The sequence below is a fragment of the Nocardia sp. NPDC004718 genome (assembly GCF_053601535.1).
The window spans coordinates 1-25,121 of the sequence record NZ_JBSGCA010000023.1; the positions used below are offsets into that span (position 1 = coordinate 1).

At 69.4% G+C, this 25,121-nt stretch carries 19 protein-coding genes; 9 read left to right on the plus strand and 10 right to left on the minus strand.

Annotation, left to right across the window (positions count from 1 at the left end; translation table 11 throughout):
• Positions 1 to 142: 142 nt before the first annotated feature.
• Positions 143 to 2,812: an alanine--tRNA ligase gene (alaS, locus tag ACWEH3_RS18750; RefSeq protein ID WP_450015618.1), complete on the minus strand. Its 2,670-nt coding sequence runs from the start codon at positions 2,810 to 2,812 to the stop codon at positions 143 to 145.
• Positions 2,813 to 2,991: 179 nt separating this feature from the next.
• The gene (locus ACWEH3_RS18755) at positions 2,992 to 4,335 is read right to left on the minus strand and encodes a replication-associated recombination protein A (protein ID WP_450015616.1); all 1,344 of its coding nucleotides are present in this window, start codon (positions 4,333 to 4,335) and stop codon (positions 2,992 to 2,994) included.
• Positions 4,336 to 4,456: 121 nt separating this feature from the next.
• Here ACWEH3_RS18755 and ACWEH3_RS18760 point away from each other — a divergent pair, with 121 nt between their 5' ends.
• The gene (locus ACWEH3_RS18760) at positions 4,457 to 6,127 is read left to right on the plus strand and encodes an alkaline phosphatase D family protein (protein WP_450015614.1); all 1,671 of its coding nucleotides are present in this window, start codon (positions 4,457 to 4,459) and stop codon (positions 6,125 to 6,127) included.
• 51 nt (positions 6,128 to 6,178) lie between these two features.
• Here the strand turns inward: ACWEH3_RS18760 and ACWEH3_RS18765 are convergent, their stop codons facing one another.
• A complete protein-coding gene (locus tag ACWEH3_RS18765; protein ID WP_450015612.1) occupies positions 6,179 to 7,348 on the minus strand; it encodes a phosphotransferase family protein in 1,170 nt (389 codons plus the stop codon).
• A gap of 190 nt (positions 7,349 to 7,538) precedes the next feature.
• Between ACWEH3_RS18765 and ACWEH3_RS18770 the strand changes: the two genes are divergently transcribed.
• The gene (locus ACWEH3_RS18770; protein ID WP_450015610.1) at positions 7,539 to 8,510 is read left to right on the plus strand and encodes a hypothetical protein; all 972 of its coding nucleotides are present in this window, start codon (positions 7,539 to 7,541) and stop codon (positions 8,508 to 8,510) included.
• A gap of 7 nt (positions 8,511 to 8,517) precedes the next feature.
• Here ACWEH3_RS18770 and ACWEH3_RS18775 read toward each other — a convergent pair whose 3' ends face one another.
• Together ACWEH3_RS18775 and aspS are read right to left on the minus strand one after the other, a co-directional pair.
• On the minus strand, positions 8,518 to 9,486 hold the full coding sequence (locus ACWEH3_RS18775) for a DUF389 domain-containing protein (RefSeq protein WP_450015608.1): 969 nt from the start codon (positions 9,484 to 9,486) through the stop codon (positions 8,518 to 8,520).
• Positions 9,487 to 9,548: 62 nt separating this feature from the next.
• Positions 9,549 to 11,342, minus strand: coding sequence for an aspartate--tRNA ligase (gene aspS / locus ACWEH3_RS18780; protein WP_450015606.1), 1,794 nt, complete (start codon positions 11,340 to 11,342; stop codon positions 9,549 to 9,551).
• A 190-nt stretch (positions 11,343 to 11,532) separates the two neighbouring features.
• Here aspS and ypfJ point away from each other — a divergent pair, with 190 nt between their 5' ends.
• Together ypfJ and ACWEH3_RS18790 are read left to right on the plus strand one after the other, a co-directional pair.
• A complete protein-coding gene (ypfJ, locus tag ACWEH3_RS18785) occupies positions 11,533 to 12,456 on the plus strand; it encodes a KPN_02809 family neutral zinc metallopeptidase (protein WP_450015604.1) in 924 nt (307 codons plus the stop codon).
• A gap of 117 nt (positions 12,457 to 12,573) precedes the next feature.
• A complete protein-coding gene (locus tag ACWEH3_RS18790) occupies positions 12,574 to 13,110 on the plus strand; it encodes a hypothetical protein (protein WP_450015602.1) in 537 nt (178 codons plus the stop codon).
• Between the two features lie 71 nt (positions 13,111 to 13,181).
• On the opposite strand, the gene ACWEH3_RS18795 is transcribed toward ACWEH3_RS18790, so the two are convergent.
• Both ACWEH3_RS18795 and ACWEH3_RS18800 read right to left on the minus strand, forming a co-directional pair.
• A complete protein-coding gene (locus ACWEH3_RS18795; RefSeq protein WP_450015600.1) occupies positions 13,182 to 14,801 on the minus strand; it encodes a hypothetical protein in 1,620 nt (539 codons plus the stop codon).
• Positions 14,798 to 15,127 (minus strand): type VII secretion target, encoded by a 330-nt coding sequence (locus ACWEH3_RS18800; protein WP_040867626.1) that lies wholly within the window; start codon positions 15,125 to 15,127, stop codon positions 14,798 to 14,800. The genes ACWEH3_RS18795 and ACWEH3_RS18800 overlap by 4 nt, the downstream gene beginning before the upstream one ends.
• A 211-nt stretch (positions 15,128 to 15,338) precedes the next feature.
• On the opposite strand from ACWEH3_RS18800, the gene ACWEH3_RS18805 reads away from it, so the two are divergent.
• The 4 genes from ACWEH3_RS18805 to ACWEH3_RS18820 all read left to right on the plus strand — a co-directional run bounded on the left by ACWEH3_RS18805 (position 15,339) and on the right by ACWEH3_RS18820 (position 20,569).
• Positions 15,339 to 16,346, plus strand: coding sequence for an NAD-dependent epimerase/dehydratase family protein (locus ACWEH3_RS18805; RefSeq protein WP_450015598.1), 1,008 nt, complete (start codon positions 15,339 to 15,341; stop codon positions 16,344 to 16,346).
• A 31-nt stretch (positions 16,347 to 16,377) separates the two neighbouring features.
• Positions 16,378 to 17,394: an Rv2578c family radical SAM protein gene (locus ACWEH3_RS18810; RefSeq protein ID WP_450015596.1), complete on the plus strand. Its 1,017-nt coding sequence runs from the start codon at positions 16,378 to 16,380 to the stop codon at positions 17,392 to 17,394.
• Between the two features lie 110 nt (positions 17,395 to 17,504).
• Positions 17,505 to 19,493 (plus strand): 2-oxoacid:acceptor oxidoreductase subunit alpha, encoded by a 1,989-nt coding sequence (locus ACWEH3_RS18815; RefSeq protein WP_450015594.1) that lies wholly within the window; start codon positions 17,505 to 17,507, stop codon positions 19,491 to 19,493.
• Entirely contained in the window at positions 19,490 to 20,569 is a 1,080-nt protein-coding gene (locus tag ACWEH3_RS18820) for a 2-oxoacid:ferredoxin oxidoreductase subunit beta (protein ID WP_450015592.1), read from the plus strand. Before ACWEH3_RS18815 ends, ACWEH3_RS18820 begins: the two co-directional genes overlap by 4 nt.
• A gap of 49 nt (positions 20,570 to 20,618) precedes the next feature.
• Here ACWEH3_RS18820 and ACWEH3_RS18825 read toward each other — a convergent pair whose 3' ends face one another.
• The 3 genes from ACWEH3_RS18825 to hisS form a co-directional block, all read right to left on the minus strand.
• Positions 20,619 to 21,623 carry a malate dehydrogenase gene (locus ACWEH3_RS18825; protein ID WP_450015590.1) on the minus strand — a complete coding sequence of 335 codons (1,005 nt, stop codon included), beginning with the start codon at positions 21,621 to 21,623 and terminating at the stop codon, positions 20,619 to 20,621.
• Between the two features lie 133 nt (positions 21,624 to 21,756).
• Positions 21,757 to 22,404, minus strand: coding sequence for a hypothetical protein (locus ACWEH3_RS18830; RefSeq protein ID WP_452358359.1), 648 nt, complete (start codon positions 22,402 to 22,404; stop codon positions 21,757 to 21,759).
• 153 nt (positions 22,405 to 22,557) lie between these two features.
• Positions 22,558 to 23,829 carry a histidine--tRNA ligase gene (gene hisS / locus ACWEH3_RS18835; RefSeq protein WP_450015586.1) on the minus strand — a complete coding sequence of 424 codons (1,272 nt, stop codon included), beginning with the start codon at positions 23,827 to 23,829 and terminating at the stop codon, positions 22,558 to 22,560.
• Between the two features lie 139 nt (positions 23,830 to 23,968).
• Between hisS and ACWEH3_RS18840 the strand changes: the two genes are divergently transcribed.
• A complete protein-coding gene (locus ACWEH3_RS18840; RefSeq protein ID WP_450015584.1) occupies positions 23,969 to 24,847 on the plus strand; it encodes a peptidylprolyl isomerase in 879 nt (292 codons plus the stop codon).
• Positions 24,848 to 25,121 lie beyond the last annotated feature (274 nt).

A 25,121-nucleotide genomic window follows, 5' to 3' on the forward strand; every position in this document is an offset into this window, starting at 1 on the left:
CCGTCGGGTTCGCTCGCGGCGCCCCCGATCCGGACACTGCCGACGGCGACGGCGATCCGCCTGCCCCGACCGGGGTCGGTGGCCGGTTGCGGCCGGTCGGCGCCGCGCGGCGCCGACCGCTCCGGTTCCGCTGGGTCGCCCATCACCCGGCGAGTTCGGCCACCCGCGCGCGGACCGCGGTCAGGCCGGCCGGAATACCGGACGGGTCCGAGCCCGCGCCCTGCGCCATCTCCGGCTTGCCGCCGCCTCGTCCCGCGATACTCGGGCCGAAGCTACCGACCAGATCGCCCGCCTTGATGCCCAGCTCCTGAGCGGGCTTGTTCACCGCGACCACGAACGGTACCTTGCCGTCGGCGTTGCCGAGCAGTACCACCACGGCGGGCTCGCTGCCGAACCGGCCGCGGATGTCGGTGGCCAGCGTGCGCAGATCGCCCGCGGACACACCCTCCGGCGCGGCCACGGCGACCAGCAGCAGCCGGCCGATCCGCTCGGCCTTCTCGACGAATTCGCCCACCGACGACAGCACGGCGGCCATCTTCGTGCGCTCGAGCTCCTTCTCGGCCACCTTGAGCCGCTCCACCAGCTGCTCGACGCGAGCGGGCACCTCCTCGGAGGGCACCTTGAGCGCGGAGGCGACACCGGCCAGCAGCGCGCGCTCCTTGGCCAGGTACGCGTAGGAGTCCAAGCCGACGAACGCCTCCACGCGACGAACGCCGGAGCCGACCGACGACTCGCCGAGCACCGTGATCGGGCCGATCTGCGAGGAATGCTGCACGTGCGTGCCGCCGCACAGCTCCATCGAGAACGGGCCGCCGATCTCCACCACGCGCACTTCGTTGCCGTAGTTCTCGCCGAACAAGGCCAGCGCGCCCATCTGCTTGGCCTTCGGCAGATCGGTGACGAAGGTGTTCACCGGGAAGTCGGCGCCGACCGCGTCGTTGGAGACGGCCTCGATGTCGGCTTTCTGCTGGTCGGACAGCTGGCCCTGCCAGTTGAAGTCGAAACGCAGGTAGCCCGGCTTGTTCAGCGAACCGGCCTGCACGGCGTTGGGGCCGAGCACCTGCCGGAGGGCTGCATGCACCATGTGGGTGCCGGAATGACCCTGCGTGGCACCCCGACGCCAGGACGGGTCGGCCTGGGCCAGCACGACGTCGCCCTCGGTGATCTGGCCGTGCTCCACCGTGGTCTTGTGCACCCACAGCTTCTTGGCGATCTTCTGCACGTCGTTCACGCGCAGCCTCAATCCCGACGAGGCGGTGATGGAGCCGCGGTCGGCGATCTGGCCGCCCGCCTCGGCGTAGAGCGGGCTGCGGTCCAGGATGACCTCGACGTCCTGCCCCACGGTCGCCGTCGGCACCCGCACGCCGTCGGCGATCAGGGCGAGCACGGTGGCCTCGGAGGTGAGCTCGTCGAAGCCGGTGAACTCGGTGGCGCCGCGGTCGACCAGTTCCCTGTAGATCGTGAGGTCGGCGTGGGCGTGCTTGCGCGCCTGCGCGTCCTCCTTGGCCCGCTGACGCTGCTCGGCCATGAGCGAGCGGAAGCCCTCTTCGTCGACCGACAGCCCGGCCTCCGCGGCCATCTCCAGCGTCAGATCGATCGGGAAGCCGTAGGTGTCGTGCAGGGTGAACGCGTCCGACCCGGCGATCGTGCTGCCGCCGTGGGCCTTCACCGCGGCGGCGGTGTTGTCGAACAGGGTGGAGCCCGTGTTCAGCGTCTTCAGGAACGCCGTCTCCTCGCCGACCGCGACGGTCTCGATGCGGCGGAGGTCGGTGGCCAGCTCCGGATAGGACGGGGCCATCAGGTCGCTGACGACCTTCATGAACTCGCTCATCACCGGCTTCTCGGCGCCGAGCAGGCGGGCCGAGCGCACGATGCGGCGCAGCAGGCGGCGCAGCACGTACCCGCGGCCGTCGTTGCCCGGGTTCACTCCGTCGGCGATCAGCATGGCGGCGGTGCGAGCATGGTCGGCGATCACGCGGAAGCGGACGTCGTCCTCGTGCTGGACGCCGTAGGAGCGTCCGGTCAGTTCCTCGGCCTTGTCGATGATCGGGCGCAGCAGGTCGGTCTCGTAGACGTTGTCCACGCCCTGCAGCAGCAGCGCGATGCGCTCGACGCCCATGCCGGTGTCGATGTTCTTCTTCGGCAGCGACCCGACCGGCGGGTGCCCGAGCTTGGGGCTCAGCTCACCACGGATGTCCTGCATGAACACGAGGTTCCAGATCTCGAGGTAGCGATCCTCGTCGGCGACCGGTCCGCCGTCGCGGCCGTACTCGGGGCCGCGGTCGTAGTAGATCTCCGAGCAGGGTCCGCCGGGGCCGGGCACGCCCATGTCCCAGTAGTTGTCCTTGCCGTCGCGGAACTGGATGCGCTCCTCGGGGATGCCCGCGACCCGCTTCCAGATCTCGGCGGCCTCCGGGTCGTCCTGGTACACGGTCACCCAGATCCGCTCGGGATCGAACCCGTAACCGCCGTCGTCCTGCGGCTTGGAGATCAGCTCCCAGGCGAGGGTGATCGCCCCCTCCTTGAAGTAGTCACCGAAGGAGAAGTTGCCCGCCATCTGGAAGAAGGTGTTGTGCCGGGTGGTGACGCCGACCTCTTCGATATCGCCGGTTCGCACGCATTTCTGCACGCTGGTCGCCCGCGGGTAGGGCGGCGCCTCCTGACCCAGGAAGTACGGCTTGAACTGGACCATGCCCGCGTTGACGAACAGCAGGTTCGGGTCGGCCAGGATCAGCGAGGCACTCGGCACCTCGGTATGGCCGGCACGGAGGAAATGGTCCAGGAAACGCCGTCGAATCTCGTGGGTCTGCACGAATACCCAGCTTACCGGTGCCGCGCACGCGATTATTCATCGACCGGGCTCCCGTCGCGCCCCCGCCGTCCGGTCAGTGAACCCAGCCCCGCAGCGGCTCGCCGCCACGGAAACCTCCAGTTCCTTCCGCCCCTTGCCGGATGCACCGATACCGACACAGTGCGCCGGCTACCGGGCGGTCAGCCTCGGACGATGCGGCGCAGCTTGTCGACCCTGGGGCCGATCTCGCGTTCGTGGCCGTGGTCGGTGGGGTGGTAGTAGTCGACGCCGACCAGCTCGTCGGGCGGGTACTGCTGGCCGAGCACGCCGTCCTTGTCGTCGTGCGGGTACTTGTAGCCCTGCGCGTTGCCGAGCGCCGCCGCGCCGGGGTAGTGGCCGTCGCGCAGATGGGGCGGAACCGGGCCCGCCTTGCCCGCCGCGACGTCAGCCATGGCGGCGCCGATCGCGGCCACGACGGCGCCGGACTTCGGGGCCGTGGCCAGGTGGATGGTGGCTTGGGCGAGCGCGAGGCGGCCTTCGGGCAGACCGACCAGCTGCACCACCTGCGCGGCGGCGGTCGCCGTCTGCAACGCCATTGGGTCGGCCATGCCGATGTCCTCGCTCGCGTGGATCATCAGCCGCCGGGCGATGAAGCGCGGGTCCTCCCCCGCGCTCAGCATGCGCGCCAGGTAGTGCAGCGCGGCGTCGACGTCCGAACCGCGGATGGACTTGATGAACGCGCTGATCACGTCGTAGTGCTGGTCGCCGGCGCGGTCGTAGCGGACGGCGGCCTTGTCCACGCTGGCTTCGACCAGGTCCACGTCGACGGTGCCGTCGAGCGAGGACTCCGCCGACGCTTCCAGAGCGGTCAACGCGCGGCGGGCGTCACCGCCCGCGATCCGGACGATGTGGTCGAGCGCCGCCTCGGTCACCGTGTACGCGCCGTCGAGGCCGCGTGGATCGGTGATCGCGCGGGCGAGCACCTCGCGGATGTCGGTTTCCGTGAGCGACCGCAGTTGCAGCACCAGTGAGCGCGACAGCAGCGGCGACACCACCGAGAACGACGGGTTCTCGGTGGTCGCGCCGACCAGCAGGACGATGCGGTTCTCCACCGCGGCGAGCAGGGCGTCCTGCTGGGTCTTGGAGAAGCGGTGGACCTCGTCGATGAACAGCACGGTCTGCTCGCCCGCAGCCAGCCTGCGCCGCGCCACGTCGATGACCGCGCGCACCTCTTTGACCCCGGCCGAGAGCGCCGACAACGCTTCGAACCGGCGGCCGGTGGCCTGGGACAGGAGCGAGGCGAGCGTGGTCTTGCCGGTGCCGGGCGGGCCGTACAGCAATACCGACGCGGCGCCCGAACCCTCGATCAGCCTGCGCAGCGGCGAACCGGGACCGAGCAGATGTTGCTGTCCGACCACTTCCTCCAGCGTGGCCGGGCGCATGCGCACGGCCAGCGGCGCACCCGCGTCCCGGCGCACCACGGTGTCGATCGAATGCTCCGGAGGCACCGCGACTCCGGGCACGTCGAACAAACCATCGCTCACGACAAGAAACGTTACCGAGGCGCACCGACAGCACGACATGCCGTTCCCGGATGAGTCTCGGCGCGGCCGCGCGGTCGACAGGCGCGGCGACAGACGGAGTTGCGTGTCGCCGGTACTTCGGATGGGATCGGTACCCGTGCCTGAAAACGTATCCGTTTCAGATCCCTCGTCCACCGCGCGCTTCGCTCGGCGGACTCTTTTCAAGGGCAGCGCGGCCGCCGCCACCGCCACCGCGGTGCTGGGCGCCGGTGACGCGGAAGCCGCGACACCGGTGTTCCGGCACGGCGTGGCCTCGGGGGACCCGCTTGCCGACGGCGTGATCGTCTGGACCCGCGTGACCGTCTCCGACGACGCGACGCCCGGCTCGGGCCTGGGCGACCCGGCGACCGTGCGGTGGGAGATCGCGGCGGACGAGCGGTTCGCCTCGGTCGCCGCGTCCGGCGTCGTGACGACCTCGGCGGACTCCGACCATACGGTCAAGGTCGATGTATCCGGCCTGGCTCCCGGTGTCGAGTACTTCTATCGGTTCACCGCCCTGGGCCAGACCTCTCCGGTGGGCCGCACCAAGACCGCGCCCGCCACGGCGGACGCACCGGATCGCCTTCGGTTCGGCGTGGTGTCGTGCTCGAACTGGGAGGCGGGCTACTTCGGCGCCTACCGTCACCTGACCGCCCGCACCGACCTGGACGCGATCGTGCACTTGGGCGACTACATCTACGAGTACGGCCGCGGCAAGTACGGGGGCCGCAACGGCGCCGTACGCCCGCACGATCCGGCCAACGAGATCGTCAGCCTGGCGGACTACCGCATCCGCCACGCCCAGTACAAGACCGACCCGGATCTGCTCGGCCTGCACGCCACCTTGCCGTTCATCTGCACCTGGGACGACCACGAATCCGCGGACAACTCCTGGTCCGGCGGCGCGAACAATCACGATCCCGCCACCGAGGGCAGCTGGGCCGACCGGCGCGCCGCTTCCGCGCAGGCCTATCTGGAGTGGATGCCGGTCCGGGCCTCCGGCTCCGGCGCCGACGTGCGGATCTACCGCAGGCTGCGCTTCGGCACCCTGGCCGAGCTCACCATGCTGGATCTGCGCAGCTACCGCGACCAGGAGGCGAAGCCGGGCGCGAAGTGGCGCGAGGCCGACGACCCGGCGCGCACCATCACCGGCAAGGCGCAGATGGAATGGCTGACCGCGGGCTTGGCCACCGCGCCGGTGCGGTGGAAGCTGGTCGGCAACTCGGTCATGATCGCCCCGCTGGTCTTCCCACCGCTCGAGCCCGCCACCACGGCGGCGATCACCAGCACCATGGGCGTCCCGCAGTCCGGTCCGTCGCTGAACGGCGACCAGTGGGACGGCTACACCGCCGACCGCACCAGGCTGTTTCGCGCCATCATCGATCAGCAGATTTCCGACGTACTGTTCCTGACCGGGGACATCCACTCCTCATGGGCCGCCGATCTCCCCGTGGACGCGGCGAGCTACCCGGGCGGCGTGACGGCGGGCGCCGAGTTCGTGGTGCCGTCGGTGACCTCGACCAGCATCGGCGACATGGTCCACGCGAATTCCGCTCCGATCGCCGAAGCGATCAAGACGGTCAACCGCCATCTGCGTTATGTGGAGTTGGACTCGCACGGCTACGGCGTGCTGGAGATCACCCCCGACCACGCGCAGATGGACTGGTACTACCTGCTGGACGTGACGGACCCGAATTCCGATGTGCGCTATGGCGCTTCGTTCGCGGTGCGCAGCGGGGGCCGGATCGAGCCGCGGCAGGTCCCGCTCGGCTAGAGCGCGGCGGCCGCGCGCCGTCTCCGGGGGCGGCAGCCCCGGGTGCGCGGCCTAGTCGCCCCAGCGTTCTTCCAGCATCGCCGATACGTCCTCGGCGAAATCTCCCACGATGTCGTCCCCTGTGCACCGCGCGTCTTCGGCGAGCGCGGCCCAGCGGTTGATCAGCGCCGCCGAGCGCGGCACCGACAGCCCGTGCTCCCTGGCAGCCGCGATACGGGTGTGATCGGCGGGCAGGAACCAGTAAGTGGACAGCCAGACCCAGATCAGCCGAGCTTCCAGGATGCGTTCGGCCAGCTGGTCGTCATCGGCCAGCGCGGGCCACACGCCCACGACCTCGGCGCGCCAGGCCTCGACCATCTGCCGCGCGCGCTCCCGGGAGAGCTCGACATCGCACAGGCAGCCAGGGAAGGACACCAGCGCGTAGGCGATGTCCAAAGTGGCGTCGCGGAACCCGCCCCACTCGTAGTCGAGGAAGCGAGCACCCTCCTCGTTCAAGATCACGTTGTCCGGGCAGAGGTCCGACGGGCTGAACGCGCGGAAACGGCCCGCGGAGTACAGCCGGTTGCCGCGCACGATGCGCTCGGCGATCTCGCCGGGCACCTCGATGCCCAGTTCGCGCTGGAGCAGACCGGGCACCTCGGCGATCGCCGACTCGGCCTGCTGGGCGATGCCGTCCACCCGGTGCACCACGTCCACTCGGCGCAGCAGCGCGACGAAGTCCGCCTCGCGCCCGACGGTGGCGGCATGCATCCGGCCCAGCGCCTGAGCGAACGCCATCAGGGCGTTGCGGCCCGCGGGCTCGGCCCCGGAGCGGAGCACGGCGGTGAGCAGGGAGTTCTCACCCAGGTCACTGAGGATCAGCAGACGGTCGGGAAGGCTGTGCGCGACCAGGTACGCGCCCGGCCGGTGCTCCCGGCTCAACGCGGTGGTGAACTGATAGGACACCGTCTCGCGGAGGAACGCGGAATCGACGCTGGCCACCCCGGGCGCCAAGCCGCCGGTCCGGCGATCCTGTGCCGCGCCGCGGACCTGCTTGATGATCAGGGTTCGCGGCAATGAAAAGGCGTTCTCCGCTACACGCACGCGTAGGACCGTCGTCCTACCACTACCGCTGAGTTCGATCGGATCGCTCAGCTTTACCGGAGCACCCATTCGCTTTGTGAGCAACTGTTGCGCTGCGGACACGACTTCGGCGGCGCGTTCGGCCAATAGTGCGGTCATCGCCTCTCAAAGTACTCGCATGGGGTCACTTCTAGCGAGCGGTTACACAACCTTTCCGCGTCGCTCGGCGTGTCTCCGGCATGGCCGGACGGCGGCCGCAGGTCGCTTGACACCTCCGCACCCGTCGGGTTTTCTCATCGTCAACTGCCCTGCGCCACACCGCAAACCAGTTGAGTGGAAAGGTCTACGCATGACCGAGATCCCGCCCTCCGCACCCAAACAATCAGGTGGCGGCGCTCCCTCGCCGAACGACGACGAACGCTTCGCGGCCCGGCCCGGGCAGCACGAGAGCCCGAATCCGCAGGCTCCCGGCCCCGGGACCGGCCACGCCCGCCACGAGATGGCGGGTCCGGCCGGATATCCGCAGTTCGAAGGCCCTGGCGCGGCGCACTACGGCAACGAACCGCTGGAGCCGCCGCCGCCTGTGGGCGCGGGGCACCCCAGCTACGGACCGCAAGGCACCGGGCCGGGCTGGGCGCCGTCCGGCCCCGCGCCCGCGCAAGAGCCGATCTACGGCTACCAGCAGGTCTCCACCGGTCCCGGCAGACTGGACGTGGGCCGGGCACTCAGTTACGGCTGGGCGCGACTCTGGGCCAATCCGGGGCCGTGGTTCGGGGTGACCGCGGTGGGCCTTGTCATCTACTTGGCGTTCGTGATCGTCGTCCAGCTCACCGACCCGACGTCGATGCTGCCGCTGCTGCTGATCTTCTTGGCGGTCATGGCAGGCGTGTGGCTGCTGCAGGCGGCGATGGTGCGCGGCGCGCTGTACGAAACCGACGGCACTCCACCGCCTTTCGGCGCATACTTCCGATTCGTGAACGCGGGCAACGTATTGCTCACCGCGTTGCTGGCATTCACGCTGACCTTCCTCGGCTCGGCGCTCTGCTTGCTTCCCGGACTGATCGCCGGATGGCTGTGCATGTTCTCGTTGCACTTCGTCGTCGATCAGGACCAGGGTCCGTTCGAGGCGCTGAAGTCCAGTTTCACGCTGGTGGTCGCCAACGCCTGGCAGGTGCTGCTGCTCGCGCTGGCCGTGCTGGTGATCACGTTCCTGGGCACGCTGCTGTGCGGTCTCGGCCTGCTGATCGCGGGCCCGGTCTCCGTGATCGCGGTGACCTATGCCTACCGGGTGCTCACCGGAGGAACCGTCGCCGCCGCGTGAGGCCCGCTCACTTCTCGACCGGTGCGCGCATGCCGATCCAGCGCCGCAACCGTTCCACCGGACCGGCCTCGCTACCCGCGCGCGGCCAGAGCTGGAGCACGATGATCCCGGCCACGATGATGCCCGCCATGTTCACCGCCAGCTGGCCCGCGGACAGGAACGCCACCCGCCACTCCCCCAGGGTCGCCGCGACCACGGCGAATCCGGCCGCGGGCACGGTGGTCACCGAGATGAACACGCCGACCAGCGCGGCCGACTTCGCGGTCACGAGCGAGAGCATGCCGGCCGCGCCCGCCAATAGCGCGACGACCAGGGAGAACGGGCCCACCTGATAGATGAAGTCGACCTGCTCGACGCCGCTCACCCCGTCCATGGTGATCCAGCCGACCTGTTCCCACACCACCGTGGCCACCAGCGTGACCACCATCGCCACCGGAAACCCCACCGCGAGCGCCAGGGCCGAGCGGCGGGCGAGGCCGAAGTCCCTGCGCACCAACGCGACCGCGAAAGCGGCGAGCGGACCGAACTCCGGGCCGACGACCATCGCGCCGACGATCGTCACCGGCGAATCGGTCGCGACGCCCACGGCCGCGAGCAGGCAGGCGATCGTCAGGAACGCGAGAAAAGTCGCGTTGAGGCTCGACTCCTCGTGCGTCTGCGCGAGCAGTTCCTCCCACACCACCGCGTCGCTCGGATCACCGGGCGCCTCGTGTACCGCGCGCTCGCCCGCCTCCGACAGGACCGTCTCGACCGGCGTGAGCGTCATCCCGCCGGACCGGCAGACGCCCAGCGCGGTCAAGTCGTCGAGCACGTCGTTGGCGGCCTCACGAGCCACGTCCGCCTGGACGAGATCGCCCTTCGGCTCCAGCGCGGCACCGCGGGCCAGGGTCACGTGCGTGACCCCGGGATCGGCGGCGAGTACCGCGAGCACCTCGTCGGTGAGATCCGGCGGGCTGATCAGGCGCAAGTGCAGCAACGGGTTTCCTCGCGGTCGGGCAGGTGCAGCTGACCAGAAGGTACCGTTCGCGCGAGCGCCCGCTACGAGGCGGTCTCGGCGTGCTCGCCCTTCTTCTGCTCCGGCTTGACGTCCAGACCCGCCTCTTTGCGCTGCAGCTCGCTGATCGGCGCGGGCGCGTCGGTCAGCGGGTCGACGCCGCCGCCGGTCTTCGGGAACGCGATGACCTCGCGGATCGAGTCCTCCCCCGCCAGCAGTGCGGTGACCCGGTCCCAGCCGAAGGCGATGCCGCCGTGCGGCGGCGCGCCGAAGGCGAAAGCGTCCAGCAGGAAGCCGAACTGCTCCTGCGCCTCCTCCGGGGTGATGCCCATCACCTCGAAGACGCGTTCCTGCACGTCACGACGGTGGATACGAATCGAGCCGCCGCCGATCTCGTTGCCGTTGCAGACGATGTCGTAGGCGTAGGCCAGCGCCGAGCCCGGATCGGTGTCGAAGGTGTCCAGCGACTCCGGCTTCGGCGAGGTGAAGGCGTGGTGCACCGCGGTCCAGGCGGAATGGCCCACTGCCACGTCACCGCTTGCGGTCGCCTCGACGGTCGGCTCGAACAGCGGCGCGTCCACGATCCACACGAACGACCAGGCGTCCTCATCGATCAGACCGACCTTGCGGGCGATCTCGACCCGCGCCGCGCCGAGCAGCGCGCGCTGCGCCTTGGCGGCGCCCGCGGCGAAGAACACGCAGTCACCCGGAACCGCGCCGACGTGCTTGGCCAAGCCGTCGCGCTCGGCCTCGGTGAGGTTCTTCGCGACCGGGCCGCCCAGTGTGCCGTCCTCGTTCACCAGCACGTACGCCAGACCCTTGGCGCCGCGCTGCTTGGCCCATTCCTGCCAGGCGTCGAGCTGGCGTCGCGGCTGGCTCGCACCGCCCGGCATGACCACCGCGCCGACATAAGGCGCCTGGAACACCCGGAACGGGGTGTCCTTGAAGTAGTCGGTGCACTCGGTGATCTCCACGCCGAAACGCAGATCGGGCTTGTCGCTACCGAACCGGCGCATGGCCTCCGCGTAGGTCATGTGCGGGATCGGGGTCTGGATCTCGTAGCCGATCAGCTTCCACAGCGCGACCAGGATCTCCTCGGCCAGCAGGATCACGTCCTCCTGGCGCACGAAGCTCATCTCGATGTCGAGCTGGGTGAACTCCGGCTGGCGGTCGGCGCGGAAGTCCTCGTCCCGGTAGCACCGCGCGATCTGGAAGTAGCGTTCGATGCCGCCGACCATGAGCAACTGCTTGAACAGCTGCGGGCTCTGCGGAAGGGCGTAGAAGTTGCCCGGCTGCAGGCGGGCGGGCACCACGAAGTCGCGCGCGCCCTCGGGCGTCGACCGGGTCAGCGTCGGCGTCTCCACCTCGACGAACTCGTGGCGGCCGAGCACCTCGCGGGCGGCCGCGTTGACCTTGGACCGCAGCCGGATGGCGTGTGCCGGGCCCTCGCGGCGCAGATCCAGGTAGCGGTGCTTCAGGCGCGCTTCCTCACCGGGCTGCTCGTCCAGCTGGAAGGGCAGCGGGGCGCTCTCGTTCAGCACCTCGAGCTCGGTGACGTTCACCTCGATGGCGCCGGTCGGCAGTTCCGGGTTCTCGTTGCCGCTCGGCCGCGGTTCCACGATGCCGGTGACGCGCACGCAGTACTCCGCGCGCAGTCGGTGTGCCTGCTCGGCGGGTTCGCCCTCGCGGAACACGGCCTGGGCCACACCGGACGCGTCGCGCAGATCGATGAAGATCACCCCACCGTGGTCACGCCGCCGCGCCACCCAGCCGGTGAGAGTGACGGTCTGACCGGCATGCTCGCTTCGCAGCGAACCAGCCAAGTGGGTGCGCAGCACGGGGTTCCTTTCGACGACTCTGGCACCGGCGCGGTGTGACCAAGTGCGAGTCCATCGTAGTGAGACACATTCGGTGAGTGGAAACCGATATCGACGCGCCCGTGCCAAGCTGTATTCGAGGGAGTGTGAACCGGGGGTCGCCGACGACCGAGGGTTGGGTGACCCCGGGACGAGCGAGAAAGCGACGACGATGACCTTCAACGAGGGCATGCAAATCGACCCCGACCGGGTTTCGTCCGGCGGTCCCGGCATGGGCGGCAAGCTCGCGCTCGGCGGCGGCGCGGGCGGGCTCATCGTGCTGGTGCTGGCGCTGCTGCTGGGCGGCGACCCCGGATCCATCCTCGGCAACTTCACCGGCTCGCAGGACCAGAGCCAGACGCAGCCGAGCACGGCGGGCACCCCGAGCCACTGCAAGACCGGGGCGGATGCCAACAAATACGTCGACTGCCGGGTGGCGCTCACCGCGCAGAGCCTGGACGCGGTGTGGTCGGCCGAACTGCCCAACCAGGCCGGGAAGCGCTACCAGAAGCCGAAGGTCGTGCTCTTCTCCGGAGCCACCTCGACCGGATGCGGCAACGCCACCAGCGCGGTGGGACCGTTCTACTGCCCGGCCGACCGGACCGCGTACTTCGACACCAGTTTCTTCCAGGAACTGGTGGATCGATTCGGTTCCAGCGGTGGCCCGCTGGCACAGGAATACGTCGTGGCGCACGAGATCGGCCATCACATCCAGAACCTGCTCGGTGACATCGGCCGCGCTCAGCGCGATCCACGCGGGGCGGACTCCGACGCGGTGCGCACCGAATTGCAGGCCGACTGCTACGCGGGCATCTGGGCGCATTTCGCGGACAAGCAGCCCGCGCCCGGCGGCAATCAGCCGTTCCTGAAACCGTTGTCGGACAAGGATGTCAACGACGCGCTGTCGGCGGCAGCCGCGGTAGGCGACGACCGCATCCAGCGCGCCGCCCAGGGCCGGGTGAATCCCGAAGCGTGGACCCACGGTTCGTCCGAGCAGCGGCAGAAATGGTTCCTCACCGGCTACAAGACCGGTCAGGTGAGGGCTTGCGACACATACTCGGCTCCGGATCTGAACAACCCGTCCGGCCTGCGGTAGCACCGGATCCGATCGATACAGCGCGCCGACTCCCGCCAGGGGTCGGCGCGCTGTCATGATCTACGGCAGTTCGTCTGTGCCGCAGACGGACACGGACAGCACCGGAAGATGGGATCGATGCGAGTAACGAAAGCCGTTCTGCTGGTTGTGACGCTGATCGTCGCGGTGGGCTCGGGCGCCGCCACGGCCGACCCTGCACTGGATCGACCCAGTGCGCTACCGCCGATCGCCGCGCCGCTGGCGCTGTTCACGCTGACCACCATTCCGGACGGTTGGCAGGCCCGGACGGATCTGCGCCCGCAGCTGGAGATCTTCGCCGACGGCCGTGCGGTGAGCAGCCCCGATGCGGTGGCCGCCGAGCGCAGTCCCGAGACCCCGCCGAAGCGGATCGACGGCCATATCCCACCCGATGTGCTCAACGCGGCGCTTGCGGAGACCAAAGCGCTCGCCACGGTGGACCTCGGCGTGCCGAAGGCCACCGACCAGAGCAGCCGGATCATCGACTTCATGCCGCAGTCGCCGTCGGACGACGTGCATCTCGTGGTGTACTCGCCGGACACCACCGAGGGGCTCGGCGCCGAGCAACAGGCCGCGCGCAAACGCTTCGCCGACCTCTACCGGAAACTGATCGACTCGTTCACACAGGACAACTGAGACTTGCCCGTCGCCCGGCCCGGCGCTGATCCATTCGGGCCGGGTGCGGCGCGTCGCCTATCCGGCGTCCGTCAGAACTGGTCCTGCGCGTAGTCCGAGCTGATGATCTCGTCCGAGTGCGTCGCACCGATGACGTCCGGCGTCGACTCGCCCAGCGGGCCGGTGAGGTCGTCGTTGCCCGTGGGGCTCGAGTAGGGCTGCACCGTACGCGAGTGTTCCTCGTCGGTGCCGCGCTGCCCCGCCGCGGCGCCGGGGCCGCCCATGAAGCTGCTCGATCCGGCCGGTGTGGTGCTCGCGGGCGCGCCGGTACCGAGCGAAGTGCCCGGGACGCCTGCGACCGGCCGGATCGGTGCGACCGTGGCGCCGGGCAGGCCGGTGGCTTTGGGGACCGAGGACGTGCTCGGGCTGCCGGGACGGCCGGGGCTGCTGCCGAGCAGGCTGCTCGGCGTGCCGTGGCTGGTGGTCGGGCTGTGCGAGGTGCTGTGCACCGACGACGGCGTGGTCGACGGCGTCGACGTCGACGGCGTGGCGGAGTCCAGGCCGGCCGCCTTGGTCGCGGTGTCCGACGCGGTCGACTGAGCCTGCTCCAGGATCGGCTGGCCGACGTTCTCCGCCAGCGCCTGCGCGACCTCCTGCGGCGCGGGTCCGCCGCCCGGCGCGACCAACTGCTGCACCATGCCGCTGAGCTCGGCGGTCTTACCGGCCAAGTCGCCGCGGGTGGCGTTGACCACGCCGACGGCCTGACCGAGGTGTTCGGTGGCCGAGGCCATCAGCGTCGCCTGGGCGGGTGGAGTGAGGATCACCGGCGCGAGCGCGGTCGCCTGAGTGGCGAACGACGAGGCGATGCCGAGCAGTTGCGCGTTGCCCTGCTGCACCACCGTGGCGGCGCGCTGCGTGAGCTCGGAGATGTCGATGCCCCGCTGACTGGTCTCCTGGCCCTGCACGTTCGCCTGCTGGCTGGTGGCCTGGGCGTTGCGCGCGGCCTGGCTCTGCCACAGCTGCTCGACCGTGCTCATGCTGCCCTTGCCGACCTGCATGGCCATCTCGATGACCTTGGAGGACTGGCTGAGGATCGCGGTCGGATCGAACGCGCCGATGACGCCGGTGCCGAAGCTGCTCAGCAGGTCCAGGATCGGCTTCATCAAGACGTCGACGCCGGGCAGCGCGGGCACCGCGACGCCCTGGAGCAGGGCGGCCACCGGATCGGCGGGCAAGGCAGGCAGCGATCCGGTTGCGGCCGCCGCCTGGTTCACCGCGCCGCTGATCGCGCTCGGCGCGGCGGCGAGCGCACCGTTCAGCACGCCGTTCGCCTGATCGAGCGCCGCTTCGACCGCGGGCGCACCGATCTGGCCGACCACGCTGTTCGTGTCCCCGAGCAGCGCGGACGCGTCGTGCGCGATCCCGTGCCCGTCCTCGGCGCTCGGTGTACCGCCCAGTCCGGGCAGACCGGCGGGCACGGTGGCGGCCGACTGCTGATCCTCGGAGATCTTGCGGGACAGCACGAAGGCGGGCGGCTCGATGGGCGGCAGATCTTCGGGCAACTGCGGCAGCGGCAGGTCGAGCACCGCTTGGGCCGGTGTCTGTTGCAACGCGTCCAGCACCGTCTGCTGGCCGATGGCGACGTTTTGTTCGGCCGCGTGCGCGACGGCGTGATCTTCCGGCGCGATGACGCCGCTGTCCAGCGGTCTCATACCGCGCCCCCGATCTGGCCCGCGATCGACCCGAGCGCGCCCGCGTTGGACCAATCGACCGCGTCGTAGGCCGCGGCCGCGCTGAACGCCGAGTCCGAGAGCTTGGCGTACTTGGCGGACAGATCGTTGATGTCCTTGGCCTGCAACACTTGCGCCGCGGCGAACATCGCCAGGTAATCGGCCCCGATCAAGCCGAACACCGGGACGAGCGCCGAAACGTTCTTCACCGCGTCGAAATTGCCCGCCCCCGCGAGATCACCGGCGATACCGGCGTTGGTGGCGGCGAACGCCCGGACCGCTTCGGTCTCTACCGAGAGATCACTCATCGAGTTGCCCCCCAAATCGTCGTACAGATCAGCGTCATGCAGTTGTGGTGATTCGCCTGCTCCCTGCCGAATCGGCAAGGGCCGCTACGGTTGCGCTCAATATAGCGGACCGGACCGGCATGTTTCGAGCCCGAACGCGCCGCACGACCGGGCAAACCCGGCATAACTGGAACGTGTTGCAAATTAGAACAAGTTCTATATTCTCTGTCCCATGAAGGTCGCAGTGACCGGCGCAGCCGGCTACCTTGGCACGAATCTGCTCCGCCTCCTCACCGAGCGCGGTCACCAGGTCACGGCCATCGATCGGGCCGTTCCCGCCGAGCCGGCGGCACCCGGCGTCACCTGGCTGCGTGGCGACGTGCTCGACCCGGCGTCGATGCGCGCCGCGCTGGACGGAGCCGAGGTGGTCTACCACCTGGTCGCGGTGATCACCCTGGCCGAGAAGAACGATCTCGCCTGGCGGGTGAACACCGAGGGCGTGCGCGTGGTCGCCGAGGCGGCGCTGGCGGCCGGCGCGCGCCGGATGGTGCACGCCAGCTCGATCCACGCGTTCGACCAGTACAGCTGCGGCGGCCGGATCGATGAGAACGCGCCACGGTCGACCGACCCGGCGCTGCCGGTCTACGACCGCTCGAAATGGGCGGGCGAGGTGGCGCTGCGCAAGGTGATCGACCAGGGACTCGACGCGGTGCTGTGCAATCCCACCGGCGTCTTCGGCCCACTGGACTACAGCAAGCCGCTCTCGCGCATCAACCGGACGCTCAGGGACGCGGCCCTCGGTCGCGTGCCCGCCATGATCGGCGGCGGATTCGACCTGGTGGACGTGCGCGACGTCGCCGCGGGCCTGGTACTCGCGGGCGAGCACGGCCGCACGGGCGAGAACTACCTGCTCGGCGGATCGATGATCTCGATGCTAGAACTGTTGTGTCGCGTCGCCGCGACCCATGGCGGCAAGCGGGGCCCGAGGTTCGCCATCTCCCCCAAGCTCGTGTCCGGCGTCATCCCGGCGCTCGCGCCGATCGGCAAGCTGTTCAACTCCGACATCGTCTCCAAGGCGGCGCTCGGCGCGCTGATCTCCGCGCCGGTGGTCGACCACGGCAAGGCCGTGCGCGAGCTCGGCTACCGGCCGCGCCCGCTCGACGACACGGTGCGCGACCTGGTCACCTTCTTCGCCGACCCGGCCGCGCTGACACCGCCGGGCACCAAGCAGATCGCTTGACAGCCGCTAGAACACATGTTCGACTGAGGGGGTGCGGTGGCAAAGCCAGACCCTGGAGGCCGAGGACGGCGCCTTGCCCGGGCTGTCCCGGGCCGGTCTGGTGCGCACCGTACGGACGCCGGAGTTCGAGGGCATCACGTTCCACGAGGTGCTGTGCAAGAGCGCCCTGAACCGGGTGCCCGAGGGCGCGAACGTGCCGTTCCGATGGACCGTCAATCCCATGCGGGGTTGTTCGCACGCCTGCCGCTACTGTTTCGCGCGCGGCACGCACGAATATCTGGATCTGGACGCGGGCCGGGACTTCGATTCGCAGATCGTGGTCAAGACGAATGTCGCCGCGGTGCTACGCAAGGAACTCGGCAGGCGGTCCTGGCGCCGCGAGCCGGTCGCGCTCGGCACCAACACCGATCCCTATCAGCGCGCCGAGGGCCGATACCGCTTGATGCCGGGCATCATTCGCGCGCTGACCGAATCCGGCACCCCGTTCTCCATCCTCACCAAAGGCACCCTGCTGCGACGGGACCTGCCGTTGCTCACCTCGGCCGCCCGCGAGGTGCCGGTGAGTCTCGCGATGTCCATCGCGATACTGGACGAGGATCTGCACCACAGCCTGGAGCCGGGCACCCCGTCACCACGAGCCCGCCTGGACCTGGTTCGCGCGCTCGCCGACGCGGGTTTCGCCGTCAACGTGCTGGTCGCACCGGTCATCCCCTGCCTCACCGACGGACGCGCCCACCTGGATGCGGTCTTCGGCGCGATCGCCGAGGCCGGGGCTCGATCGGCGGTCGCGTTCCCCATGCACCTGCGCGGCAGTACCAGGGGCTGGTTCCTGTCCTGGCTGGCCGAGCACCATCCGGCGTTGTTGCGCCGGTACCGCCAGCTGTACCGGCGCGGCGCCTACGTCACGCCGGAGTACTCCGCGTGGCTGCGCGCGCGGGTCGCTCCGCTGCTGGCGGAGCACGGTTTGACGGCGCGCGGACGACCCGAACCGGAGACACGAGCCGAAACCGCGCACGCGAGCGACGCGCAGCTGGCATTGTTCGCCTGACGCCCGCACCGCCGAATCTCGCCGGTCCGCGCGCTTCACGGGCGCGCACCGCGTTCGACGGAGTAGTTTGGCGATGGCACCTCTCAGCGACGAGGAAGTGAAGCAGGCATATGGTTTCACACCAAAACGATGTCGGCACAGCTAAATTGGAAAAGGTCGTCATTCGCTTCGCCGGGGACTCCGGCGACGGAATGCAGCTGACCGGCGATCGCTTCACCCACGAGGCCGCTGCCTTCGGCAACGACCTGGCCACCCAGCCCAACTTCCCCGCCGAGATCCGAGCGCCCCAGGGCACGCTGCCCGGCGTCTCGTCCTTCCAGATCCAGATCGCCGACTACGACATCCTCACCGCGGGTGACCAGCCCGACGTGCTGGTCGCGATGAACCCGGCCGCGCTCAAGGCGAATCTGGAGGATCTCCCAGGCGGCGCCACCGTCATCGTCAACACCGACGAGTTCACCAAGCGGACCCTCGCCAAGGTGGGTTACGCCGCCGATCCGCTGGCCGACGAGACGCTGTCGGACTTCGTCGTCCACCGCGTCCCGATGACCTCGCTCACCCTCGGCGCCACCGAATCGACCGGAGTCGGCAAGAAGGACGCCCAGCGCGCGAAGAACATGTTCGCCCTCGGCCTGCTGTCCTGGATGTACGGGCGCCCGATCGGCGGCACCGAGCAGTTCATGCGGGAGAAGTTCGCGACCAAGCCCGACATCGCCGAGGCCAACATCCTGGCGTTCCGGGCGGGCTGGAACTACGGCGAGACCACCGAGAGCTTCGCCACCACCTACGAGATCGCGCCGGCCAAACTCCCGCCGGGCACCTATCGCCAGATCACCGGCAACACCGCACTCGCCTATGGCCTGATCACCGCCGGTCAGCTCGCCGGGCTGCCCGTCTTCCTCGGCACCTATCCCATCACGCCGGCCTCGGACATCCTGCACGAGCTGAGCAAGCACAAGAATTTCGGCGTCACCACCTTCCAGGCCGAGGACGAGATCGCCGGGATCGGCGCGGCGCTCGGCGCCGCGCTCGGCGGTGCGCTCGGCGTCACCAGCACATCCGGCCCCGGGCTCGCGCTCAAGAGCGAGACCATCGGCCTGGCGGTGATGACGGAGCTGCCGCTGGTGGTGATCGATGTGCAGCGCGGCGGACCGTCGACCGGACTGCCGACCAAAACCGAACAGGCCGATCTGTTGCAGGCGCTCTACGGCCGCAACGGCGAATCACCGGTAGCGGTGCTCGCGCCACGCTCGCCCGCCGACTGCTTCGCCACCGCGGTGGAAGCCGCGCGAATCGCCCTCACCTACCGCACTCCGGTGCTGCTGCTGTCCGACGGCGCGATCGCGAACGGCTCCGAACCGTGGTCCATCCCGCAGGTGGCGGAGCTGGAACCGATCGACCCGGCGTTCGAACCGGAAGGCGACGACACCGACCCGTTCCAGCCGTACGCACGCGATCCCGACACGCTCGCCCGGCCGCTCGCCGTCCCTGGCACGAAGGGCCGCGCCCACCGCATCGGCGGCCTCGAGAAGGCGGACGGCAGCGGCAACATCTCCTACGACCCGGCCAATCACGAACTCATGGTTCGCCTGCGTCAAGCCAAGATCGACGGCATCGAGGTGCCCGATCTCGTGGTGGACGATCCGGACGGTACCGCCGAGCTGTTGCTGATCGGCTGGGGCAGTTCCTACGGCCCGATCGGCGAGGCCTGCCGTCGCGCGCGGCGGCGCGGTGCGCCGGTCGCCCAGGCGCATCTACGGCATCTGAATCCGTTGCCCGCCAACCTCGGTGACGTACTGCGCCGTTATCGCGTCGTGGTCGCGCCCGAGATGAACGGCGGCCAGCTCGCCACGCTGCTACGGGCGAAGTACCTGGTCGACGTGCGACCGTGGACGAAGATCGCGGGCACCGCGTTCTCCGCTCAGGAGCTGGTCGGGGTCATCGACGCGGCGCTGGACGGGTCGATCGAGGAGCTGGAACAGAACAAGGTCTTCGCCGCACGGGCGCGGGCCACCTATAGAACACTGCCGGACGAAGGCCGTCCACAGCCCAGCGCAGGCGAGGCAGCCACATATCGGATGTCTGGGGGTATCGCATGACCATCGTGGAAACCGCACTGGTCGGCACCGACCTGGGACTCACCGGTGTATCCGGGGTGCCGTCCGCGGACGGACCGCAGAAGGTGAAGGACTTCACCTCCGATCAGGAAGTGCGCTGGTGCCCCGGCTGCGGCGACTACGTGATCCTGGCGACGGTGCGCGGCTTCCTGGCGGAACTCGGATTGCGCCGGGAGAACCTGATGTTCGTGTCCGGGATCGGCTGCTCCAGCCGCTTCCCGTATTACTTGGAGGCCTACGGCATCCATTCCATTCACGGTCGCGCGCCCGCTATCGCGACCGGATTGGCGGTCAGCAGGCCCGATCTGTCGGTCTGGGTGGTCACCGGTGACGGCGACGCGCTGTCCATCGGCGGCAACCACCTCATCCACGCGCTGCGCCGCAACGTGAACATGACGATCCTGCTGTTCAACAACCGGATCTACGGCTTGACCAAGGGCCAGTACTCACCCACCTCGGAACAGGGCAAGATCACCAAGTCGACCCCGATGGGCTCGGTGGACCACCCGTTCAACACCCTGTCGGTGGCGCTGGGCGCGGAAGCGACCTTCGCCGCCCGTGCGCTCGACTCCGATCGCGCGGGGCTCACCGAGGTGCTGCGCGCCGCCGCCGAACACCGGGGCACGTCGTTCGTGGAGATCCTGCAGGACTGCCCGATCTTCAACGACGGCTCGTTCGACGTGCTGCGCCGGGACAACGCCGCCGACCATCTCGTCCCGCTGCGGCACGGCGAGCCGATCCGATTCGGGACAGAGGGCGAATTCGCGGTGATACGAAAGGGTTTCGGGCTCGCGGTGGCCCGGGCCGACAGCGTCGCGGAGTCCGATATCGTGGTGCACGACGCCTACGCCGACAACCCCGAGTACGCCTACGCGTTGTCGCGGCTGTCCGATCAAGGGCTCGAACACGTGGTCACAGGTATCTTCCGCAGCGTCTCTCGACCGACCTACGACGACGCGGTGCGCTACCAGACCGAGACGGCGCGGGAACGGAAACCCGTCGGTCCCGAATCGCTGCAGTCGCTGCTCACCGGATCCGAAACCTGGACGGTCGGATAACCGGCCGAGCCTGACCGGCGCTGCGGGGCGGACGCTCGCGGCGCCCCGGTCAGGCGCGCTTGGCGAAACCGAGGTCGACGACGGCGTCGCGCTCTTGCACCAACTCCGCGACCGACGCATCGATCCGGGGACGGGCCAGAGCATCGATCGCCAGGTCGGGCACGATGGTGTACTCGCCGTTCGCGCAGGTGACCGGGAACGAGCTGATCAGCCCTTCCGGCACGCCGTAGGAGCCGTCCGAGGCGACGGCCATGGAAACCCAGTCGCCGTGCCGCGTGCCGCGCACCCAGTCGTGGATGTGGTCGATCGCGGCGCTGGCCGCACTCGCCGCCGAGGACGCGCCGCGGGCCTGGATGATGGCGGTGCCGCGCTGCTGCACGGTGGGCACGAACTGCTCGGTCGGCCACGCCGGATCGCCGATCAGGTCGAGGGCGGGACGTCCCGCGATGGTGGCGTGCGCGATGTCGGGGTACTGCGTCGCCGAGTGGTTGCCCCAGATCGCGACCCGCGCGATGTCGGCGGCGGGCGCACCGGTCTTCTTGGCCAGTTGCGCGATGGCGCGATTGTGGTCCAGCCGCGTCATGGCGGTGAAACGCTCGGCGGGCACGTCCGGTGCGTTGCTCATGGCGATGAAGGCGTTGGTGTTGGCCGGGTTGCCGATCACGAGCACCTTCACGTCGTCCGCGGCGCTGGCGTTGATCGCGGCGCCCTGCTCGGTGAAGATCGCGCCGTTGGCGGCGAGCAGATCCGAACGTTCCATCCCGGCGGTGCGCGGCCGCGCGCCGACCAGCAGGGCGATATCGGCGCCCGCGAAGCCGATCCACGGGTCGTCGCTGATATCGATGGACTCCAGCAACGGGAACGCGCCGTCTTCCAGTTCCATCGCGACGCCCTCCAGCGACGCCACCGCGGCGGGGACTTCCAGCAACCGTAGACGCACGCGCGTGTGCGGGCCGAGCATCGCGCCGGAAGCGATCCGGAACAGCATGCCGTAGGCGATCTGGCCCGCGGCTCCGGTCACGGTGACGGTCACGGTCCCAGCGGCGGTGCTCACGACGAACTCCTTGCGGTAGGCGGACTTCTGTTGCCCACCCTAACCACTCTCACCGCCGCCGAACGCCGGCGGTGAGCTACGCGACAGTGACTCGTGCGCCGCCCGGCACCGGCCCCGGAGGAGAACCGCGGGGTCAGCTGAGCGTGGCGACCTCGCTGTCGGTCAGCACGATCGGCGAAACCACGTCCTTGGCGCGCGCCAGCCGCACGGCGCGATACAGCGGCCGTTCCTCCAGCCCGGCGTCGCGCGCCTCGGCCCGCAACTGCCGCACCAGCATCTCGGAAACCGCTACGGCCGCGGCCAATCGACTTGTGGCAAGCGCGTCCGCGAGCCTGCGCAAACCGACCAAGTGCAATTCGCGGCCGCTGCCCACATCGGTGTACATGGCCAGCGGAACGACCTGGGAGACTTCACCCGCGGTGACCCGCAGAGCGATCCGGCTCAACCGGGCCGGGAACACCAGGACCTCGACCCCGGTGGCCGCCGACATCTCCACCCGCCGTTCACCGAACAGCCTGCGGGCGTGGATCATCGTGCCGGTCAACCACATTCGCCGCCGGCGCAGCGCGACGGCGTACAGTACGGTCGGCGCGCCGACGACGACGCCGACCGCCGCGGCGATCGGCCAGCTCACCACGGTCGCGGCCAGCAGAGCCGCGCCCACTCCGATGCCCGACGCGGCCAGCGCGAGGCGGCGCAACATCGGCGCGTACAACTCGGGCGCGACCAGATCGAGGCCCACCGGCGCGAGCGCCCGCTCGTCATCAGAATTCGTGGACACTACTCCGCCCTCTCGCGACTCCGGCGGCGGTGGTGTGCGCGCCGGTCACGCAACTGCTCCCGTCACCCGGCCGACGACGGGTTCGACGCACAGTACCGTGCGCGCGGCGGGCGCGCCGCGAAACTCGACGGGCAGCGCGCACCCGCCGTCTCGCTACCCGGCCAGCGACTCCCGGATCACGCCGACCGCCTCGGGCAGCGGAATCTGCCGTTGATCACCGGTCGCCATGTCCTTGAGCCCGATGGTGTTCTCCGCGAGGTCACGATCGCCGAGCACGAGGGTGAACTTCGCCCCGGAACGGTCGGCCGCCTTCATCGCGCCCTTCACACCGCGCCCGCCATAGGCCAGATCGACCCGGACGCCCGCCGCGCGCAACTGCGCGGCGACCACCACAAGCCGCTGCTTGGCGGCGTCGCCCAGCGGCACGCCGAACACCTCGCAGCGCGCCGGGTTGCCCGCCGACTTCCCCTCGGCCGCCAGCGCCAGCATGGTCCGGTCGACGCCGAGGCCGAACCCGATACCCGACAGCGGCTGTCCCCCGAGCTCGGCCATGAGACCGTCGTAGCGGCCACCTCCGCCGATGCCGGACTGCGCGCCGAGACCGTCGTGCACGAACTCGAACGTGGTCTTGGTGTAGTAGTCGAGGCCGCGCACCATGCGCGGGTTCACCACGTACGGCACGCCCAGCGCCTCGAGGTGGCCGAGCACCTGCTCGAAGTGCGCCTTGGCCGACTCCGACAGGTGATCGATCATCAGCGGCGCGTTCGCGGTCATCTCCCGTACCTCGGGCCGCTTGTCGTCCAGCACGCGCAGCGGGTTGAGCTGGGCGCGCCGCTTCGTCTCCTCGTCCAGCGGCAGGCCGAACAGGAAATCCTGCAGCAGTTCGCGGTACTGCGGGCGGCACGTCTCGTCACCCAGCGAGGTGACCTCGAGGCAAAATCCGTCCAGGCCCAGGCCGCGGAACCCGGCATCGGCGATCGCGATGACCTCCGCGTCGAGCGCCGGATCGTCGACGCCGATGGCCTCGATGCCCACCTGCTGCAACTGGCGGTACCGGCCCGCTTGCGGCCGCTCGTAGCGGAAGAAGGGACCCGCGTAGCACAGCTTCACCGGGAGCTGACCGCGATCGAGGCCGCGTTCGATGACCGCGCGCATCACGCCCGCCGTGCCCTCGGGACGCAGCGTGACGCTGCGGTCGCCGCGGTCGGGGAAGGTGTACATCTCCTTGGTGACCACGTCGGTGGACTCGCCGACACCGCGGGCGAACAGGCCCGTGTCCTCGAAGACCGGCAGCTCGATATGCCCGTACCCGGCCAGTCGGGCGGCGCGGAGCAGGCCGTCGCGCACCGCGACGAACTCTGCCGAGCCGGGCGGCACGTAGTCCGGTACCCCCTTCGGGGCGGAGAAGCTGCTGGTCTTGGTCACGATGGTCCAGTTTCCACCACTACGGCACCGCAAGTCCAACCGGTTCCCCGAACCGACTCTCAGGAAGGTTGCGGAACAGTCTCAGGTAGAAATGGCACACTCTTATCCCGATGTAACCGGATACGGGAGGAACGTGGTAGTGCCGAGCAACGAACAGCGACGAGCAGCGGCGAAACGCAAGCTGGAACGTCAGCTCGCCAACCGGGCCGAGCGGGCGCGCAAGCGCAAGCAACTCACCATCGCCGGATCGGTACTCGGTGTCGTCGTGGTGGTCGCCGCGGTGACCGGGGTGTACTTCTTGACCCGCGGCGACGACAGCAACAGCTCCGATGTCGCCGACGCCTCGCTGTCCAGCACTCCAGCCGCGGCCGCCCCGCCCTCCGCGAAGGCCAAGCCCGCGACGGTCGACTGCACCTACCGCGACAGCGCCAAGCCCGCGGACAAGCCGGTGAACAAGCCGAAGGCCGGCGGCATCCCCACCACCGGCGTCGACGCCAAGGTCAGCGTCAGCATGGACACCAGTCAGGGGCCGATCGGGCTGACCCTGAACAACGCCGATTCGCCGTGCACGGTGAACAGCTTCGTCAGTCTGGCGGCGCAGAACTACTTCGACGGCACCAGCTGTCACCGCATGACCGCGGGCGAGGGCCTGAAGGTCCTGCAGTGCGGCGACCCCACGGGTACCGGAATGGGCGGGCCCGGTTACGAGTTCGACAACGAATACCCGACCGACCAGTACGCTGCGAACGATCCGGCGGCGACTTCGGAGCCGATCTCGTACAAGCGTGGCGTGCTGGCCATGGCCAACGCGGGACCGGGAACCAACGGCAGCCAGTTCTTCATCGTGTACTCCGATTCTCTGCTCCCGCCGCAGTACACGATCTTCGGCACCGTGGACGACAACAGCCTCGGCACGTTGGACAAGATCGCCGCGCTGGGCCAGGACGACTCCAACGGCCCCGGAGACGGGAAGCCCAAGCAGCCGGTCACGATCCAGTCGGTGCGCATCGACCGCTGAGCGCGGATCCCGGGCCCGCGGCCGTCTCCGGTCGCGGGCCCGAACCGTATCCACGTCCGTGCGGCCGAAGTGAAGATAGTGGACCTTTCTTCGGTTAGGGTGCCCTCAGTCCGAAGATCATCCGGCGCGCCCGAAGACACGCCGGAAATGTGCGATATATGCTGATAAAGCAGCACGCTCGTGCGATTGTGCCGACCATCGTCAGGTAACCTCGAAACAAGGAGTTCTTGCAGCGTAGTGCGGTCTGGACCGGGCTATCCCCGGGCAGAAAGTG